The sequence below is a fragment of the Streptomyces sp. NPDC048383 genome (genome assembly GCF_040651775.1).
Classification (GTDB): Bacteria; Actinomycetota; Actinomycetes; order Streptomycetales; family Streptomycetaceae; genus Streptomyces.
On sequence record NZ_JBEZKS010000007.1, the window covers coordinates 115,674 to 131,414 of the forward strand.

The window sequence follows — 15,741 nt, forward strand, 5'->3', positions numbered from 1 at the left end:
GTGGCGGGAGCGGACCGGCACCAGGAGGCGCCGGTCCTTCGGGACGCGGCCGAGGCCGGACCGCACCACGAATCGGAGGGACAGCACACCTGCCACACCCCCCGCTGCACGCACACCGCCCCAACGACATCGCACGTGCGCCAGCGTGAACGCCTACTCGCCGAGAAGAAGCGCATGCACCAGCCCAGCTGCCGCATGAACGACGACGAATTCCAGCTCCTCACCCACGCCGCGTCTGCCTGCCACATGAGCATCGCCAGCTTCCTCGCCCACTCTGCGCTGAAGGCCGCACGCGACCTCGAACACACCGAAGCCGAGATCGCCACCCACCGGGACATGGTCAGAGAGCTGTTCGCGCTGCGCCGGGCCCTCGGCCAGATCGGCAGAAACCTCAACCAGGTCGCCACCGTCTTGAACTCCGGCGCCGATGCCCCCCACGCCAAGGCGGTCCTCGACGCGGTCCAGCGGACCGCCGAGCGCGTGGACGACTTCACCCAGCGATACGTAGAAGCGGAGACTCCCACCGGATGATCCCCCGCATCCACAAGATGGGCACCCGCACCATCGGCCTGATCCGCTACCTCTACGGCCCCGGCACCCACGAGGAACACACCGACCCGCACCTCGTGGCGGCCTGGGACAGCCTCGTCCCCGACCCCGGACGCGACCCGAAAGCTACTTACGCGGACCTGCAAAGGCTCCTCGACCAGCCTGTCGATGCCCTTCCCAAGTCACGGCGCCCCACCGAGCACGTCTGGCACCTGTCCGTACGTGCCGCGCCCGAGGACCCGATCCTCAGCGACGAGCAATGGGGCGACATCGCCCGCCGCATGGTTGCCGCCACCGGCATGGCCCCCGAGGCCGACACCGCCGCCTGTCGCTGGGCAGCCGTCCGCCACGCCGACGACCACATCCACATCATCGCCACCACCGTCCGCGAGGACGGCCGGCGGCCCCGCCGCCACAACGAAGCCAAGCGCTCCCAGGCCGAAGCCCGTCTCATCGAGGCCGACTACGGCCTGCGCCGCCTCAACACCGGTGACGGAACCGCAGCCCAGCGCCCCACCAGCGCCGAGCGCCACAAAGCCGCCCGCCACCAGCGGGAACGCACCCCGAGGGAGGAACTGCGCGAGAGCGTCCGACGAGCGGCAGCCGGTGCCCGGAGCGAGGAGGAGTTCTTCGGCCGCCTCACCCATGCCAGTGTCCTCGTAAAGCAGCGCGTAGCACCGTCCGGGGACCTCCTCGGCTACACCGCGGCCCTGCCCGACGACCGAAACAAGCACGGCGAGCCCGTCTTCTACTCAGGATCCAAGCTCGCCTCCGACCTCTCCTTGCCCCGCATCCGCGAACGCTGGACCCCGTCGGCAGAACCCTCCTCCGACGAAGTCGTCTCACTGGAGCAGCCCGCTCTCCCGCCGGTGACCGGCCCGGCGTACGCCCGCCGCCGCGCGACCACGGCGACCTGGCAGGTGCTGCTGCTCATCGAGCACGGCGACGACGGCACGGTAGCAGCCCGGATCGCCGCAGCTGGCGAGGTCCTCGACGCGCTCGCCGAGACCTCCGCCGCCCATACCCGACGAGAACTCCGGGATGCAGCATTCGCGTTCGAACGGGCCTCCCGCTCCCACGTCCGCGCCGTACGCGGGCACGACCGCGCCCTGCGCCAGGCCGCGCACGACCTCGCCCACAGCGGATCAGCCCTCGGCATCGGAGAGGACGGCGCCACCACCGCCATGCTCATCGACACCGCGTTCTTCCTCGTCACCGCGGCGGCGAACTGGCACGCCAAAAAGAAGCACGCCCAGCAAGCCGAAGCCGCGCACCAAGCCGCCGAACACCTGCGCGCCGCCTACGAGATCGCGGCCGCCCAGCCGATGTCCGTGCTCCACCAGCGAGGCCGCTCCCTGCAACTGCAGCGACGACAGGCAGCCGTCCTACGCCAGGCGCTGCCCGAGATCGCCGAACAAGTTCTGGCCGAGCCAGGCTGGCCCGCCCTGGCGGCCACACTCGCCGATACCCGGGCCGCAGGCCACAACCCAGCCCATCTCCTCGCAGAAGCCACGCGGCACCGGGAGCTGGACAGCGCCACCTCCGTCAGCGACGTCCTCGTCTGGCGTCTCCGCCGTCTCGCGCACCTTCCTGCCGATCCCGCAGCATCGCTCCCCCGGCACGCGGCGACCACACAACCGGCTCCGAAGCCCGCGAACAATGCCTCCCGCCGGCGCTGACGCCAGGACGTGTCCGTCCCTACATAGCCGACGATCCCCGGTCAGCCAAACCGGGGTTTCTCCGGAGCATTGAAAAACATCACCACCGGCCCCATCCCGTAAGGAACCCCCGCATGCCCGAAACCGAACTGCGCATCGAAATCATCGCCCTGCTGTTGGACGCGGACTTCAAGCTCCGACCCGACACCAACACCTGGTCCCACAGTGACGGGCGCCCCTTCACCCAGGCCGAACAGACGACCGCCTTCCAGGCCACGCGCGCCGAACTCGAAGCCGTGGCAGCACTGACCGCCCGCAACGCCGCGGCCGCCCTCGAACAAGACAAGGCCGTGCAGGCCCTCACCAAGCTCGTGCTCTCGTACTTCGCCCGGCACCCCGAAGCCCGCATGGTCATGGACGTACTCCCGCACATGACAGAGGAAGACCGCACCGAGTACGAGCGCCTGTGCGCCATCGCCGCTCCGGATGGCGGCATATACCTCCCCTACGAAGACTGACGGGCCCGGAACAGCACTCTGCGACCGGTGACCGGGTACCTCCCGGTCACCGGTCGCAGGCATTCCCGATGCGCAAGTCCGGCAGGCCTTACCCACTGGCAGTCGCAGGATCAGTGGTGGGCGGCCCCTGCCGCCAGCAACGGAGCCAGGAGGTCAACGGCTTCCTCCCAGCGGAAGCGGTCGGCACCGCCGCCGGACTTCGGGCGGTGAGGCTCGTAGCTGCCGACCAGAACACCCATCTCGCGCAGCTCTGCAAGGCTCCGCTGGTACGCGCGGTGGGCCGCGAGGGCGGTGTTCACGTAGGGCAGGACGGCGGTGGGGATGCCCATGCCCGGAGCCTCGCAGAGGATGCCGAGGGCGAGGTTGTCCGCGAATCCGGCCGCCCACTTGTTGACCGTGTTGAAGGTTGCCGGGGCAACGGCGACCGCATCAGCGGGTGGGAAGGACCGTGCGTCCCCGGGCGCGCGCCAGGCGGAGCGGACGGGGTAACCGGTCCGCTCCTCGACCGCGGCGACGTCGAGGAAGGGAAGCCCCTGCGGGGTGGCGACGACGCCGACGTCCCAGCTCCGCTCGTGCGCGGCGTCGATCAGCTTGCCGACGTCGCCCGCGATCCCGGCCGCGCAGACGACGACGTACAGGAAGGGCTTGCGCTGCGGCTCGGTCACGCGGGTACTCCCAGTCGGCGGCTGAAGTAGTGGAGCTCTGGCAGCGTACGCCGACGGTCGCGCGCTGCCATGTCGGCGACCAGGTCCCGGACGGCTGGTCGCCGTACGTCCTGGGCTGCGCAGGTCTCCGCGATCCGCAGGGCCTGGTAGCCGTCGGCGAGGCGGCCCTGCTGCGCGTAGGCACGGGCGGCTTCCACCCACAGTGCGGCCCGGCGCTCGGGAACCGGGATGTGTCGGCGCATGAGCGGACGGGCGATGTCGATGGCGACGCCCGCGTCGCCAAAGGACACGGCCGCGCTGATCTCGTGGAGAGCCACGTTGGTGGGGCTGAAGTTGGCCCAGGCGTCGGGGTGGTCCAGGGCGACGTACTTCGCCACCTCCTTGGCCTCGGCCAGGAACTCTGACGTGGCAGCGCGGTCCCCGGCCCTGCTGGCAGCCGTGACTCCGCGCAGTAGCAGCAACCCGACCACGGAGAGGTGGTGGTGGGGCTGCCGGTCGTACGCACCGGCGAGTTGTGAGGCCGTGTGCTTGATCAGCGTGACGGCCTGGCCAGCATGTTGTTCGCGGACCAGGACGTGCGCGTGGAGGCGGACGCTGGCGGCGAGGACGAGCGGATCACCTGAGCGTTCGGCCTCGGCCATCGCGCGCCCGACGGCGAGCCACGCCGTGCCGGGGTCTCCCTGCTTCAGCAGGAGGCTGGCCGAGGTCTGGTAGGCCGTGGCCAGGAAGCGGGGAAGCTCCTCGGCCTGCGGGGATTCGGCGATGCAGTGGCGAAGATCGGTGATCAGGCCGGGAAGGGTCCGCTCCAGCTCCGCGTAGTCGCACGTGCTCCAGAGGCGCCGGATGGCCGTTGCCCGGTTTCGTAGTTCCCCGGACTCCGGCGCTTCCGTCGTCGGAGTCGTCGGCATCCCCGGCAGGAGTGCCTGGACGAGCGCGGGGTGCGCAGCCGTCGGCGCGACCGAGGCTGTGAGTGCGGTGACGCTGGCGGCAAGGAAGGTACGGCGGCGCAGCATTTCCTCTGTCTCCGGATCGTGGGGATCGGCTTCCGGGGCGGCCTCCGCCAGACCGAGTCGCGCCGGGGGAATGCGCAGGATGCGGGCGACGTCGCGCAGAACCCGGATGTCGTCCGTTCCGCGTCCGCCCTCCAGTCGACTGATCTTCGACTGGTGATATCCCAGCTCGCCGGCCACGTCCGCTTGTGAGCGGCCCTGTAAGACCCGAGCCCGGCGGATCAGTTCACCGATCCGGTGCACCTCGCCCTGCGTGTCGACCATCTCCGCCACGGCCCCTTCTGCCGAGACCGATCCTGCCTGCTCAACCGAGCCTATCTGCAAGGAACTTGTCGGCCATGCACAACGTGCATGAACGATGCAGGGGCTGCGCGGGGCATCGCGGGTCCGCCTCATGACCCGCTTGCCTAGTGGGACCGCACCCCTCCAGGAGGCTGCTCATGGAAGTGCACGAGGTCACGCTGACCGTCACGAGTACGCCCGAGGGCGCCGCTCGTGCCCGGCATCAGGTGATGAACGAGATCAGAGGCTGGCGCTCGGTCATCGGCACCGACGGCATGTACGTAGCAGAGGCCGTGGCCGGCGAACTGCTGGCGAACGCCGTTCAGCACACCGGAAACGGAGCTGCTTCCGTGACCGCTCGCCTGCGCGGGAGCCGATTGCGCTTCGAGGTCCGCGACCGAAGTTCCGCCCTCCCCCACGCACGCCCACCCCGTACGGACGCCGAGGACGGCCGCGGGCTGCTGATCATCGACGCACTCGCCGACCGGCACGGCGTCGACCACAGCGCCGGCGGCAAATCCTGCTGGGCCGAGCTCGATCTGTCCGTACCCACCTCGGTCACGCCATCCATCACGCAACCTCCCCTGCAAAGGAGTTGAACATGGCACCTCATCGAGCTCTTGCGACGAGCGCGGAGGTCATCGCCGTACGTCCGGGGAGGCCCCTCTCCGGTTCGGTCACCGTAGATGGCTCCAAGAACGCCGCCCTGCCGCTGCTGGCCACCGCAGCAGCCGTGCGCCGGACCATCCAGCTGGAGAACGTCCCCGCCAGCGCCGACGTCCACTGGATGCTCACCTTGATCCAAGGAGCGGGCTGGCACGTCGCCCGAGCTGTGGGACGGCACGACAGCGTGGTGATCATGGCCCCTGACGCCGTACCCGCGGAACCCGACCTGGCCCCGGCCGCGCGTATCCGCGCGTCGTACTACCTGGTGCCCGCACTCCTCGCCCTACAAGGGAGCGCCCGGCTGCCCTGGCCCGGGGGATGCCGGATCGGGGAGCGCGGCATGAACCTGCACTTCAAGGTGTACGAGGCGTTCGGTGACCGTGTCGCCGTCCATGACGAGGGCTATGACGTCGCGGCCGGTCGACCCACCACCGGAACGGTCACCCACACGCTGCCGTTCCGGTCGCGCGGTGCGACGGTCGTCGCCGTCCTGCGTGCGGTCGTCGCGGGCCGTGCGCTGCACCTCGGTCGGCCGAACCTGTCGCCAGAAGTCATCACCGTGCTGGACGCCCTGCGCTCGGCGGGATGGGAGGCCCGAGCTGGCGAACAGGTCCTGGACCTGAGCCCGGCAGCGGCATCACCGGCCGAGGCTCCGGCTTGGCGCGTACCAGGCGACAAGATCGAGGCAGGCACCCTGGCCTGCGCCGTCGCCGCCACCGGTGGGACCGCGCGCATCGAGGGCGTCCAAGGTCGGGATGTGGTGCCGTTGCAGGCAGCCCTGCAACGGCTGGGCATCCCCACCTCGGTACGGGAGGACGGCCTCCTGGTCGACGGAAGCGCCGCCCGGCCCAAGGGTCGTCCCCTTCGCGCCATCGCCACACTCGCCACCGGCGGCCTGGACGCCGATTTCGAACCTCCCCTGATGGCACTGGCTCTCGGCCAGCCCGGGACACACCTGTTCGCCGACTCCATCAACCCCGGCCGCCACGGGAACCTGCTGCCCCAGTTGGCTCGGCTCGGCGCGAAGATCGAGGAGATCTCCCCCACCGAATGCCGGCTGACCGGCCCGCAACGCCTCACCGGAGCCGGGGTAGAGGCCACCGACATCCGCACCGGCTCCGCACTCATGGTCGCCGCCCTGACCGCCCGCGGCATCACCACCCTCGGCGGAGTCGACCAGCTCCGCCGCGGCCACGCCGACCTGCCGGGCAAGCTCCTCCACCTCGGCGCCGACATCTGCGAGGTCGCGCCATGACCACGGCCCGTTCCCTACGGCAGATCATGGCCACCACCGACGTCCACTCCGCCCTCGGTGCCGGCGGCCCGCTGCTCGGGCACCTCCACCAGGCACGCACGGACAGCCTGCTGGTGGACTGCGGCGACTTTTTCGAGGGCACCGGGTACTACCGCCTCGGCCGGGGCGGGCTCGAACGGGACATCCTGCTCGCCCTGTACGACGTCGTCGCTCCCGGGAACCACGGTTGGCCGCACTACTTCGAGCCGGGCCTCCACCAGCGGACCGTATGCGCCAACGTCGTCGAGGACTCCACCGGCAACGCGCTCTTCCGCCGTCTGCGCATCGTGGACATCTCGGACCGACGGACGGCCGTCACGGCCGTGATCGGCCCGCAGGCGTTCAACTCGATCCCGGCCGGGCAGCGGTCCGCCCACCGCGTCACCGACCCCGTCCACGCTCTGCGCGAGCTGATGCTCGCGCACCACCACGAGGTCGACTCATGGGTCCTCCTCAGCCACTCCGGCTTCGAGCAGGACCTCCAGCTCGCCGAGGCGTGCCCCTTCCTCGACGTGGTCTTCGCCGGCCACTGCCACAGCGAACACACGGGACCCGAACGGGTCGGCAGCACCCTCGTGCTCAAGGGCCAGGAGCTCGCCGTCGGCTACGCAGTCGCCGAGCGCTCCCCCGAAGGCTGGGTCGGACGGACCGCCCGCTTCCCTGACACCTCGAAGACCGTCCTGCCGACCGAGCTGGCCTCCGTCCGTGAACAGATCTCCTCCATCGACGCACAGCTGGCTGAGCCGCTGGGCCGTCTCGCCTCTCCCCATCGGAACAAGCCGCTCGACCGCCGCGTCCTGCTCCGCGAACTGGCCGACCGGCTACGCAACGGACTAGGCAGCGAGGCGGTCGTCCTCAACGAGACCGCCGTGCGCACGACGCTGCTGGGCAAAGTCCTCACCGCGGGAGACCTGCTGGCCATCGAGCCGTTCGACAACAACCTGGTCGAGGCCCAGGTTGCGCCGGCCTTCCGGGACGACCCCGCTGCCCTGCTCACTCACCTCACCGAGCAGGCAGGACCCCTGATCACATCCCCCGATCCGCTCCCCGCCGGGCTGACGAGCGTGCTGACCACCGACTACCTCGCCGACACCTGTCTCGGCAGTCGAGCCCACCCCGCCGGCCTCAGCCTCGGCTCGGCGATCCGGAGCATCCTGACCAACGGAGACGACCAGTGATCCTCACCGGGCCCGAGATCACCTCCGCCTCGAAGGACGGACGGCTGCACATCTCCCCCTTCACGTCGACCCAGGTCAACCCGAACAGCTACAACGTCCGCCTGGGCGGGACCCTGCTCACCTACACCGACCAGGTACTCGACACCCACCGCCCGAACCCCACCCGCCGCACAGAGATCGGCGACGACGGCCACGTCCTCCAGCCCGGCGAGCTATACCTCGGCCACACCCTGGAGGAGGTGGGATCCGACCTCTTCGTCCCCCTGCTCTTCGGTCGCTCCTCCGTCGGCCGACTGGGGCTGTTCGTCGAGATCACCGCGCCCATCGGTGACATCGGCTTCCACGGCCAGTGGACGCTGATGCTCACCCCGACCCGTCCCGTGCGCGTCTACGCGGGGATGAAGATCGGGCAGATCATGTTCTTCGTCTCCGAGGGCGCCATCGATCTGTACGAGGGCAAGTACCAGGCTGCCTCCGGGCCCCAGCCCTCCTCGTACTGGCGCGACCTCGACGGTACGGCGGTGACCTCGTGATCCTCACCGGACCAGCCATTGCCGCCGCCCGCGAGGCGGGCCGCATCACCATCGACCCGTACGACCCGGACCGCCTGTCCCCCAACGCGTACGACTGGCGCCTGGGCAGCACGCTCCGCGTCTGCGAGGGCGACCTCGACGCCGCCAGTCCCACCGCCTTCTCCGAGCTCACCCTCCCCGACGACGGGTACGTCCTGGAGCCCGGCCACCTCTACCTCGGCCACACCCTGGAACGGACCGGCTCCGAGACGTACGCCCAACTCCTCAACGGCGACCGGACCACCGGCTCCCTCGGCATCTGGGTCCACGTCTCCGCGCCACTCGGGCACCAGGGCCATGCGATCCACTGGACCCTGGAGATACGAGCCACCCGCCCCGTACTCGTCCGGCCCGGCATGACCTTCGGCAAGCTCGTCTTCCTCCGCACCCACGGCTCCCCCGCCAGCTACCAGCAGCACGGCCTCAAGTACCGCACCAGCGAGGGCATCGAGACGTCCCGCCTCTACGAGGAGAATCCCGGAGGCCGCCGGTGAACCGCGTCGTTGCCACCGCTCTCGACCTGCCGTTCCCCAGCCCCGGCGGCAGCGTCGAACTCTTCCTCGACCTCTACGCCGGCACCCAGCCCGCCATCCCCGCCCACGCCTTCATGCTCGCCCCCGACGGCCCCCGACCCCGCACCCCGGCCGGCATCGACCTGCTGCACGCCTCCGGCAAGTGTCTCGACGGCCACGCCTTCAGCCGGTACGTCACCAACTTGCGCCACGCCATGACGGCCGCCATCGACCCGCGCCAGATCAGCGTGCTGCACCTGCACCACCTGGCCTTCGGCGCCACCCCCGCCCTCCTGCGCGCCCTGCCCGCCCACCCCCGGATCGCCTTCGTCCACGGCACCGACCTCCTGCACGCCGAGAACCACACCACGCAGCTACGCGTTCTCCGCGAGACCGCCTCCGCTGCCGACGCGATCGTCGTCCCCACCGGCGCCATGGCCGACCGCCTGCTCAAGCTCGCCCCCAAGACGGACAGGCGCAAGATCGAGAAGATCCCCTGGGGCATCCCCGACCGTCTCCTCACCAGCCCACCGCCCCGGCCCGCCCGACGTCCCACCAGCCACCTGCGGATCCTCTTCGCAGGCCGCCTCAGCTCCGAGAAGGGCCTCGAACCCCTCCTCCAAGCTGTCGCGGCCACCCGCTCGGTCGAGCTGAGCATCGCCGCCCCGCGCGCCCAGTTCCTCGACCTCGCCCCGGTCATCCGCCAGCTCGGCGTCCACGTCCGCTACCTCGGCTGGTTCCGCCGCGCCCAACTGTGGAAGGTCTTCGCCGACCACGACGTACTCGCCGTGCCCTCCACGACCCTGGAGGCCATGGGCCTCGTCGCCCTCGAAGCCCAAGCCTGCGGGCTCCCCGTCCTCTACCAACCCGTCCCCGGACTCAGCGAAGCCCTATCCGGCACCGGCCTGGCCACCGACTTCACCAACCCCGCCACCGCCGCCCACGACCTCCACCGCCTGCGCACCACCCCCGGCCTCCTGGAGATGCTCCGGGCATCCGGCCGCACCAACGCCGCCCGTTTCCCCCTCAGCACCACCGCCACGGCCATCGCCGACCTCGGCCGGCGGCTCGCCTGACACCACCCGTGGCGCAGTCGGCACCGCCCGGGCCGCGTCACTAACCTGGCCAGTGGACCACCCGCGGCCCACGACGATCGGGAGACCATGACCCACATCACCGACCGGATCGAAGACCTCCTCCAGACCGGCGTACGCGACGAGGTCTACCCCGGCGCAGTGTGGGCGGTCGGGAACGCCGACGGCATCGAGGCCAGCGGAGCCGTCGGCCTCCTAGACCCCGACCACCCGGACGAGCCGATGCGGCTGGACACCGTCTTCGACGTGGCCAGCCTCACCAAGATCCTCGCCGTCTGGTCCACGATCGGCACCCTGATCGAAGAGGGCAAGCTCCAGCTCCACACCCCGTTGGGCACCTTCTGGGACGAAGTCGCAGGCCACCCTCTAGCCCGGGCCACGGCCCACCACCTCCTCACCCACACCGCCGGCCTGCCACTGCGCGCCAACCTGAAGAACCTCTACGGCACCGACCCCCAGGACATCCGCGACGGCGTCCTCCACGAGACCCTCCACCGCCCGCCCGGCGAAGCCGTCGAGTACACCGACCGAGCCGCCCTCGTCCTCGGCTACCTCGCCGAACACCTCTCGGGCCAGCCCCTGGACCAGCTCGCCACCGACCGCATCTGGAACCCCCTGGGCATGACGCAAACCCGCTTCGGCCCCCTCCCCGATGCCGAGTCGACCCGCTGCGCCCCCACCGAGTACGACGAGACCACCGGCATCCACCTCAAGGGCACCGCCCACGACTTCTCCGCCCGCCTCCTCGACGACGTCTGCGGTATCGCCGGCACCTTCTCGGTGCTCGACGACCTGGCCCGCTTCCTCCGCCACATGCTCAGACCCACCCCGGCCGGCTTCGGCCCCAGCTGGATCAAGGAGTCCCTCCGCATCCAAACAGGCGCACTTGACCCCGCTCGCGGCCTCTTCTGGCACCCCGCCCCCGGCACCGACCCGGCCGAGGACATCTGGGTCCACTACGGCTTCACTGGCACGGGCATGTGGATCAGCCCAACCCAGGGCCGTTGGGCCGTCCTCCTCACCAACAAGCTCCGTCTCAACCGCGACCGCGAACCCCTGACGGAAATCCGGAACACCTTCCGCACTGCCGGGTTCACCTCACCGCATCGGCCACGGAGACCATGATCGTTCAACGTTCTTCACGGCGGGGTCCCGCCATGCGGCATGCACGTAGCGGACGGCGCTTATGGTCTCCCGATCGGGCCGCCGACGGATGCCACACCGGGAAACCATGACCGAGCGGCCAGGACTCGACGCGCCCTTGCGGCAAGAAGTGCTGGAGATATCGAACAGACCACACCACATAAAGCCCATTATCATATGCCCACTGTTGCTCTGAGCCACAGATCAGGGGTGGGACGAGCGGTGTACGCGGCCGAGGTGTTGGTAGAGCGATTCCGATCGTGCGAGCGGATGAAGATCCCGCTGCGGCCGGAAGTTACGGTGCTGGTCGGGGAGAACAACGCGGGCAAGTCGAGCGTGATCGACGCGCTCCGGCTACTCACGGATCCCCTGGATGGGCGCCGGATGCGGTACTTCGAAGAAGCGGACGTCCTCCAGGCCGCGGCCACGCTGGGCGGCCCTCTCCTGCAACTGGACGTGGCAGGCATCGGCCCGCAGCACAGTGGGGCGTACCTGGAGACACTGGTGCCCGAAGGAGCTCCCGATAGCCGTACCGCGCGGTGGCAGGTGTCCTGGACACCTCCGCAGCCGGGCGGACGCCGGGGAAGTACCGTCTGGACGCAGGGCGTGGGCCTCCCTGTCACAGGCGATCCTCCGGCTCGTGGCGGCGTGCGGCATGTCTACCTGCCCGCGCTGCGCGACGCGGAGCGAGAGCTGGCCTCGGCGGGCGGGGACCGGGTGCGGATGATCCTTCGCGGGCTATTGGGGGACGACGAGCGGGTTGATGCCTTCGTGGAGCGGATCGGCAGCGATCTGAAGAAGGTGGCCGCGGACCCGGACGTGGCTAGAGTCAGCGAGAAGATCAATGAGCCGCTGCGGAATATGACCGTCGGCGCACACCCTCAGACAAGTCAACTGGCCCTGGCTGAGCCCACCTTTGCGTCGATCGCTCGGTCGCTGCGGGTGCTGTTGGGTGATGCTGTCGGCCAGCCTCTTCCGCTGTCGGCCTCGGGGCTGGGCTACGCCAACGCCCTGTTCATCGCCACGGTAGTGGCGGAGCTGGACGCAGCGGCGGAGGCCGACCTGACTCTGCTGCTGGTCGAGGAGCCTGAGGCGCACCTGCATCCGCAACTACAGACGCTGCTGCTGCGCTACCTGCAGCAGCGGGCGCGGGCCTCGCGCTGCCGGCCTGCCGGTGACCCGTCCCAGCCAGCCGGGCACCTGCAGGTGGTAGTCACGACTCATTCCCCGATCCTGTCGGCCGCCGCCAGCGTTGAGAATCTGGTGATCATGGCCCGGTGCCCGGCCGGGTTGTCCGGCGGCTGGCAGGCACGTCCTTTGCCTATTCCCCGGCTGCATCTGAGCCCGGATCGAATACGGCATCTGGACCGCTACCTAGATGCCACGAAGAGCGCTCTACTGTTCGCCTCACGAGCGATTCTGGTGGAGGGCATTTCCGAACTTCTTCTGCTGCCCGCCCTGGCCGAACGGGTGCTTGCAGCCCCTGCGGGTGCCGACGAACAAGCAGTCCGGGAGGCGTCCGAAGCACTGGAACGCTTCTTCGGCACCACCCGAGTGATCGTCGACGGCGTCGGCTTCGAGGTCTATCTGCGGGTGCTTCTGGCACCCGTGGACGGGATGAGCCTGGGACGGCGGGTAGCACTGATCACCGACACCGATGTGGCACCCGACCAGCCGGAACCACGCCGGCTGCAGTCGTTGCGGGCGCTTCCTCTCCGGTGGGGTTCGTCTGGTGAGCTACACCTGGCCGCGGCGCCCCGCACGCTGGAACCCGCTCTGTGGTCGGCCCACAACATCGCCGCTTTGAAGGCCGCGTTCCTGCGGTGTGCGCCGCGCTCGACGGAACGCTGGGAGCAGGTCACACAGGCAAAGGATCCCGCCCTGGCGTTCGGGGAGTTGTTCGTCGCGAAGGGCAGTCGGACTGTCACGGGTGCGGACGAGCAGGTCGTTAGGGGCACCGAGATCTCCAAAGGCCGGTTCGCCCAGGAGCTCGCCGATGTGCTGGCCAATCCGGCAGTGCAGTTCACCGTGCCCGACTACCTTGCGGATGCCATCTGCTTCATCACCGCCATCGACAACCCTGACGAGGGGATCGCGCCATGAGCGAGCCGGTGCTCACGAGGGCGGTGCGAGCCGACGCGGAGGCACAGCAGAACACCGCAACAACGCTGACCGCTCCCGCCTACGTGCCCGCTTGCCCAGGCGCGGGCAAAACGCATGTGATCACCAACCGCCATCTGCAGTCGCCCAGAAAGCTGCTACGCCAAGGCCGGGCGCTGATCTCGTTCACTCGGGTGGCGCGGGATCAGATGGCCCGCCGCTGCCGCCAAGCGGGCCGCGCCGACCTCGTCCAGGCGCCTCACTTCATCGGCACGCTCGATTCATTCTTGTGGGAGTTCCTGGTCAAACCTCTGCGTCCTGCCGAGCCCGTTCCCCGGCTTCTGGACTCGTGGGCGAGCATCAAGGCCCCGGTGCAGGGTATGGACCGCGAAATCTCACTGCACCGCTTCCCCATGGCCCTGCACCCTTCGCCCAAACCGGCGCGCGAGGAGGTGGTCTGGGACAGGCTCGACTACGACACCAGGCAGCTCATCGAGGCCAGCGCCTACAACCGCCTGGCATGGCAGGAAAAGATCTCCGCCACCCGCAAGTCATTGTGCGGACAGGGCTACTTCACCGGGCATGAGGCGCGGCAGCTGGCCCTGTGGAACCTGCGCAACGCCGGGGCCGCCAAGCTACTGACCCCACTGCGCTCTCGGTTCGCGGAGATCATCGTCGATGAGGCCCAGGACTGCTCCGCCGCCGACCTGGCAATCCTCCAGCTACTGCACGACGCCGGCCTGCCACTCATCCTCGTCGGCGACCCGGACCAGGCCATCTACGCCTGGCGCGGCGCCGAACCGCACGCACTGGGGAACTTCGCAGCCCGCCTGTCCCACACTCCTCACCGCCTGACGGGCAACTGGCGAAGCTCTCCCGTCATCTGCCGCCTGGCGGCCACCCTACGGACGGGACAACGCCCACCGGACACGTCCGTCACACGCGACGACGACATCCCTGTCCTGCTGCTACCCACCCGGTTCGCCACCTCTGGCAGCCGCCACCTCCACGCCCCGACCGGTGATGGCATCGTCGATGTCTTCCATGCACGCGCCGAGAAGTACGCCATCGAGGCCAAGGACTGCCTCGTGACCGCCTACAAATACGCCACCCTGCCGGGGATCACCCGGGAAAAGCCCAACACCAACGCCATCACCAGCCTGGCCTGGGCCCGCACCACTGTCCACACCACGGACGCCTCGAGCGACGACCTCACCCGGGCCTGCACCATCGCCGTACGCGCCCTGTTCGGATACTGGTACCCAGGCGAAACCGGCGGCCTCGACCGCATCATGGCTGCCCACCGCCTGTCGGCCGGTCAGATCCATCGCACGGCCTTCGCGTTCCTGTACAGCCTGCCTGCACCCCACAAGGAATGGGGTTCACAGGTGTGGCAGGCCATGAAGTCCTGGCCCCCTCTGCCCGGGGCCGCTCCGCAGGGCGGCAAGGGCCGCCCTGCAGGAAAACCCACCCTGTCCCGCTCCCAGCAGGCCACCGGCATACGCACCAACATCGTCCACCAGCTCAAAGGCGACGAAGCCGACGGGGTCCTGCTACTGCTGCCCGACCTTGGAACTGTCCAACGATGGGCCAACTCGGATCCGGCCACCGACGAGGTGCTGCGTGTCTGGTACGTCGCTGTCACCCGCGCCCGCCGCTTGGCCGCCATCGCCCTGCCTGAGGAAGAGATCGACGCGCTGGCCCGACTGTTGGACGGACGCCAGGTACCTGTGCGAGTCACGTGATTCCTTTCCCAGTTATGAGGCAGGGCCGACCGCCAACCGCGGTCGAACGACGCTCACCGGGATACGGATTGGAGGCCGTAGGACTCAGCGCTGGCCAGCCCGACGCTGAAGTGCTCGGCAACGGGTGGTCAGGGTGATGTTCTTGACCTGGCGTCCTGGCGTGCTGACGGAAAGTCGGAGACGTCCGGGACGCTGACCGGTGGTGTGAGTCACCCAGGGGTGGGCGCCGCCCTCACGGCCGGCCTCGGAGTGGTGGCGCTGCTGCACCTCACTCGCTCGCAGGCGACACGGGACCCTGAGGGGCACGTCGTGTAGTGACTTCGGGCTGGCGGCGGAGAGGGAATGCAATGAAAAGACTGCGGCGAGTGCGCCTGCTGCCACACACTCGATCAGGAAGTGACCAAAGGGGGATGGTTCATGGAGCAGGACGGGACTGAGCTTGCCGAGGCGCTCAAGGCTGTACGAGCAGGGCTTGCGGCCGCCCAGCAAGAAGGAGATGGGGCCGCGATCCGCTTCAAGGTCAAAGAGGTCACCTTGGACCTGGGGATCGAGCTTCGGGCCAGTGGGGGAGCATCGGGCGGGGTGAAGGCATTCGTCGTATCTACCGAGGCGAAGGGCGAGTGGTCGAGGGCCCGGACCCATCGGTTGACAGTGAATCTTGAGGTTGACGGAGCAGATCACGTGCTGATCAGCGGAGACGCCACCAATTTTGGGGAAGCAGACGGCGAGAACCTGTTCGAGTAGGCGAGGCGCGC

15 protein-coding genes are annotated in these 15,741 nt (G+C 69.3%); 13 read left to right on the plus strand and 2 right to left on the minus strand.

Features of this window, described 5'->3' with window-relative positions:
- Window positions 1-135: 135 nt before the first annotated feature.
- The 3 genes from AB0D46_RS07810 to AB0D46_RS07820 all read left to right on the plus strand — a co-directional run bounded on the left by AB0D46_RS07810 (window position 136) and on the right by AB0D46_RS07820 (window position 2,725).
- Window positions 136-531 carry a plasmid mobilization relaxosome protein MobC gene (locus tag AB0D46_RS07810; RefSeq protein WP_362876395.1) on the plus strand — a complete coding sequence of 132 codons (396 nt, stop codon included), beginning with the start codon at window positions 136-138 and terminating at the stop codon, window positions 529-531.
- Entirely contained in the window at window positions 528-2,228 is a 1,701-nt protein-coding gene (locus AB0D46_RS07815) for a mobilization protein (protein ID WP_362876396.1), read from the plus strand. Before AB0D46_RS07810 ends, AB0D46_RS07815 begins: the two co-directional genes overlap by 4 nt.
- 113 nt (window positions 2,229-2,341) lie before the next feature.
- Entirely contained in the window at window positions 2,342-2,725 is a 384-nt protein-coding gene (locus AB0D46_RS07820; protein ID WP_362876397.1) for a hypothetical protein, read from the plus strand.
- A 110-nt stretch (window positions 2,726-2,835) separates the two neighbouring features.
- Here AB0D46_RS07820 and AB0D46_RS07825 read toward each other — a convergent pair whose 3' ends face one another.
- On the minus strand, window positions 2,836-3,390 hold the full coding sequence (locus AB0D46_RS07825) for a flavoprotein (protein WP_362876398.1): 555 nt from the start codon (window positions 3,388-3,390) through the stop codon (window positions 2,836-2,838).
- Window positions 3,387-4,664 (minus strand): helix-turn-helix transcriptional regulator, encoded by a 1,278-nt coding sequence (locus AB0D46_RS07830; protein ID WP_362876447.1) that lies wholly within the window; start codon window positions 4,662-4,664, stop codon window positions 3,387-3,389. Before AB0D46_RS07830 ends, AB0D46_RS07825 begins: the two co-directional genes overlap by 4 nt.
- Before the next feature lie 176 nt (window positions 4,665-4,840).
- Between AB0D46_RS07830 and AB0D46_RS07835 the strand changes: the two genes are divergently transcribed.
- The 10 genes from AB0D46_RS07835 to AB0D46_RS07880 all read left to right on the plus strand — a co-directional run bounded on the left by AB0D46_RS07835 (window position 4,841) and on the right by AB0D46_RS07880 (window position 15,730).
- The gene (locus AB0D46_RS07835) at window positions 4,841-5,281 is read left to right on the plus strand and encodes an ATP-binding protein (protein ID WP_362876399.1); all 441 of its coding nucleotides are present in this window, start codon (window positions 4,841-4,843) and stop codon (window positions 5,279-5,281) included.
- 2 nt (window positions 5,282-5,283) lie between these two features.
- On the plus strand, window positions 5,284-6,603 hold the full coding sequence (locus AB0D46_RS07840) for a UDP-N-acetylglucosamine 1-carboxyvinyltransferase (RefSeq protein WP_362876400.1): 1,320 nt from the start codon (window positions 5,284-5,286) through the stop codon (window positions 6,601-6,603).
- Complete coding sequence (locus tag AB0D46_RS07845) at window positions 6,600-7,820, plus strand: bifunctional metallophosphatase/5'-nucleotidase (protein ID WP_362876401.1); 1,221 nt, start codon at window positions 6,600-6,602, stop codon at window positions 7,818-7,820. Before AB0D46_RS07840 ends, AB0D46_RS07845 begins: the two co-directional genes overlap by 4 nt.
- Window positions 7,817-8,353 carry a dCTP deaminase gene (dcd, locus tag AB0D46_RS07850; protein WP_362876402.1) on the plus strand — a complete coding sequence of 179 codons (537 nt, stop codon included), beginning with the start codon at window positions 7,817-7,819 and terminating at the stop codon, window positions 8,351-8,353. Before AB0D46_RS07845 ends, dcd begins: the two co-directional genes overlap by 4 nt.
- Window positions 8,350-8,886: a deoxycytidine triphosphate deaminase gene (locus AB0D46_RS07855; RefSeq protein ID WP_362876403.1), complete on the plus strand. Its 537-nt coding sequence runs from the start codon at window positions 8,350-8,352 to the stop codon at window positions 8,884-8,886. Before dcd ends, AB0D46_RS07855 begins: the two co-directional genes overlap by 4 nt.
- A complete protein-coding gene (locus AB0D46_RS07860; RefSeq protein ID WP_362876404.1) occupies window positions 8,883-9,980 on the plus strand; it encodes a glycosyltransferase family 4 protein in 1,098 nt (365 codons plus the stop codon). Before AB0D46_RS07855 ends, AB0D46_RS07860 begins: the two co-directional genes overlap by 4 nt.
- Before the next feature lie 87 nt (window positions 9,981-10,067).
- Window positions 10,068-11,123, plus strand: a complete 1,056-nt coding sequence (locus AB0D46_RS07865) for a serine hydrolase domain-containing protein (protein WP_362876405.1) — start codon at window positions 10,068-10,070, stop codon at window positions 11,121-11,123.
- A gap of 195 nt (window positions 11,124-11,318) precedes the next feature.
- Window positions 11,319-13,244 carry an AAA family ATPase gene (locus tag AB0D46_RS07870; RefSeq protein WP_362876406.1) on the plus strand — a complete coding sequence of 642 codons (1,926 nt, stop codon included), beginning with the start codon at window positions 11,319-11,321 and terminating at the stop codon, window positions 13,242-13,244.
- Window positions 13,241-14,986: a UvrD-helicase domain-containing protein gene (locus AB0D46_RS07875; protein WP_362876407.1), complete on the plus strand. Its 1,746-nt coding sequence runs from the start codon at window positions 13,241-13,243 to the stop codon at window positions 14,984-14,986. Before AB0D46_RS07870 ends, AB0D46_RS07875 begins: the two co-directional genes overlap by 4 nt.
- Before the next feature lie 417 nt (window positions 14,987-15,403).
- Window positions 15,404-15,730, plus strand: a complete 327-nt coding sequence (locus tag AB0D46_RS07880; RefSeq protein WP_362876408.1) for a trypco2 family protein — start codon at window positions 15,404-15,406, stop codon at window positions 15,728-15,730.
- The last annotated feature ends 11 nt before the right edge of the window (window positions 15,731-15,741 follow it).

Excerpts from the sequence above, each read along its gene's own strand:
- AB0D46_RS07815 (WP_362876396.1), top strand. The coding sequence starts at position 528 with ATGATCCCCCGCATCCACAAGATGGGCACCCGCACCATCGGCCTGATC.
- AB0D46_RS07820 (WP_362876397.1), top strand. The coding sequence starts at position 2,342 with ATGCCCGAAACCGAACTGCGCATCGAAATCATCGCCCTGCTGTTGGAC.
- AB0D46_RS07830 (WP_362876447.1), bottom strand. The coding sequence starts at position 4,664 with ATGGTCGACACGCAGGGCGAGGTGCACCGGATCGGTGAACTGATCCGC.
- AB0D46_RS07835 (WP_362876399.1), top strand. The coding sequence starts at position 4,841 with ATGGAAGTGCACGAGGTCACGCTGACCGTCACGAGTACGCCCGAGGGC.
- AB0D46_RS07840 (WP_362876400.1), top strand. The coding sequence starts at position 5,284 with ATGGCACCTCATCGAGCTCTTGCGACGAGCGCGGAGGTCATCGCCGTA.
- AB0D46_RS07845 (WP_362876401.1), top strand. The coding sequence starts at position 6,600 with ATGACCACGGCCCGTTCCCTACGGCAGATCATGGCCACCACCGACGTC.
- AB0D46_RS07865 (WP_362876405.1), top strand. The coding sequence starts at position 10,068 with ATGACCCACATCACCGACCGGATCGAAGACCTCCTCCAGACCGGCGTA.
- AB0D46_RS07870 (WP_362876406.1), top strand. The coding sequence starts at position 11,319 with ATGCCCACTGTTGCTCTGAGCCACAGATCAGGGGTGGGACGAGCGGTG.
- AB0D46_RS07875 (WP_362876407.1), top strand. The coding sequence starts at position 13,241 with ATGAGCGAGCCGGTGCTCACGAGGGCGGTGCGAGCCGACGCGGAGGCA.
- AB0D46_RS07880 (WP_362876408.1), top strand. The coding sequence starts at position 15,404 with ATGGAGCAGGACGGGACTGAGCTTGCCGAGGCGCTCAAGGCTGTACGA.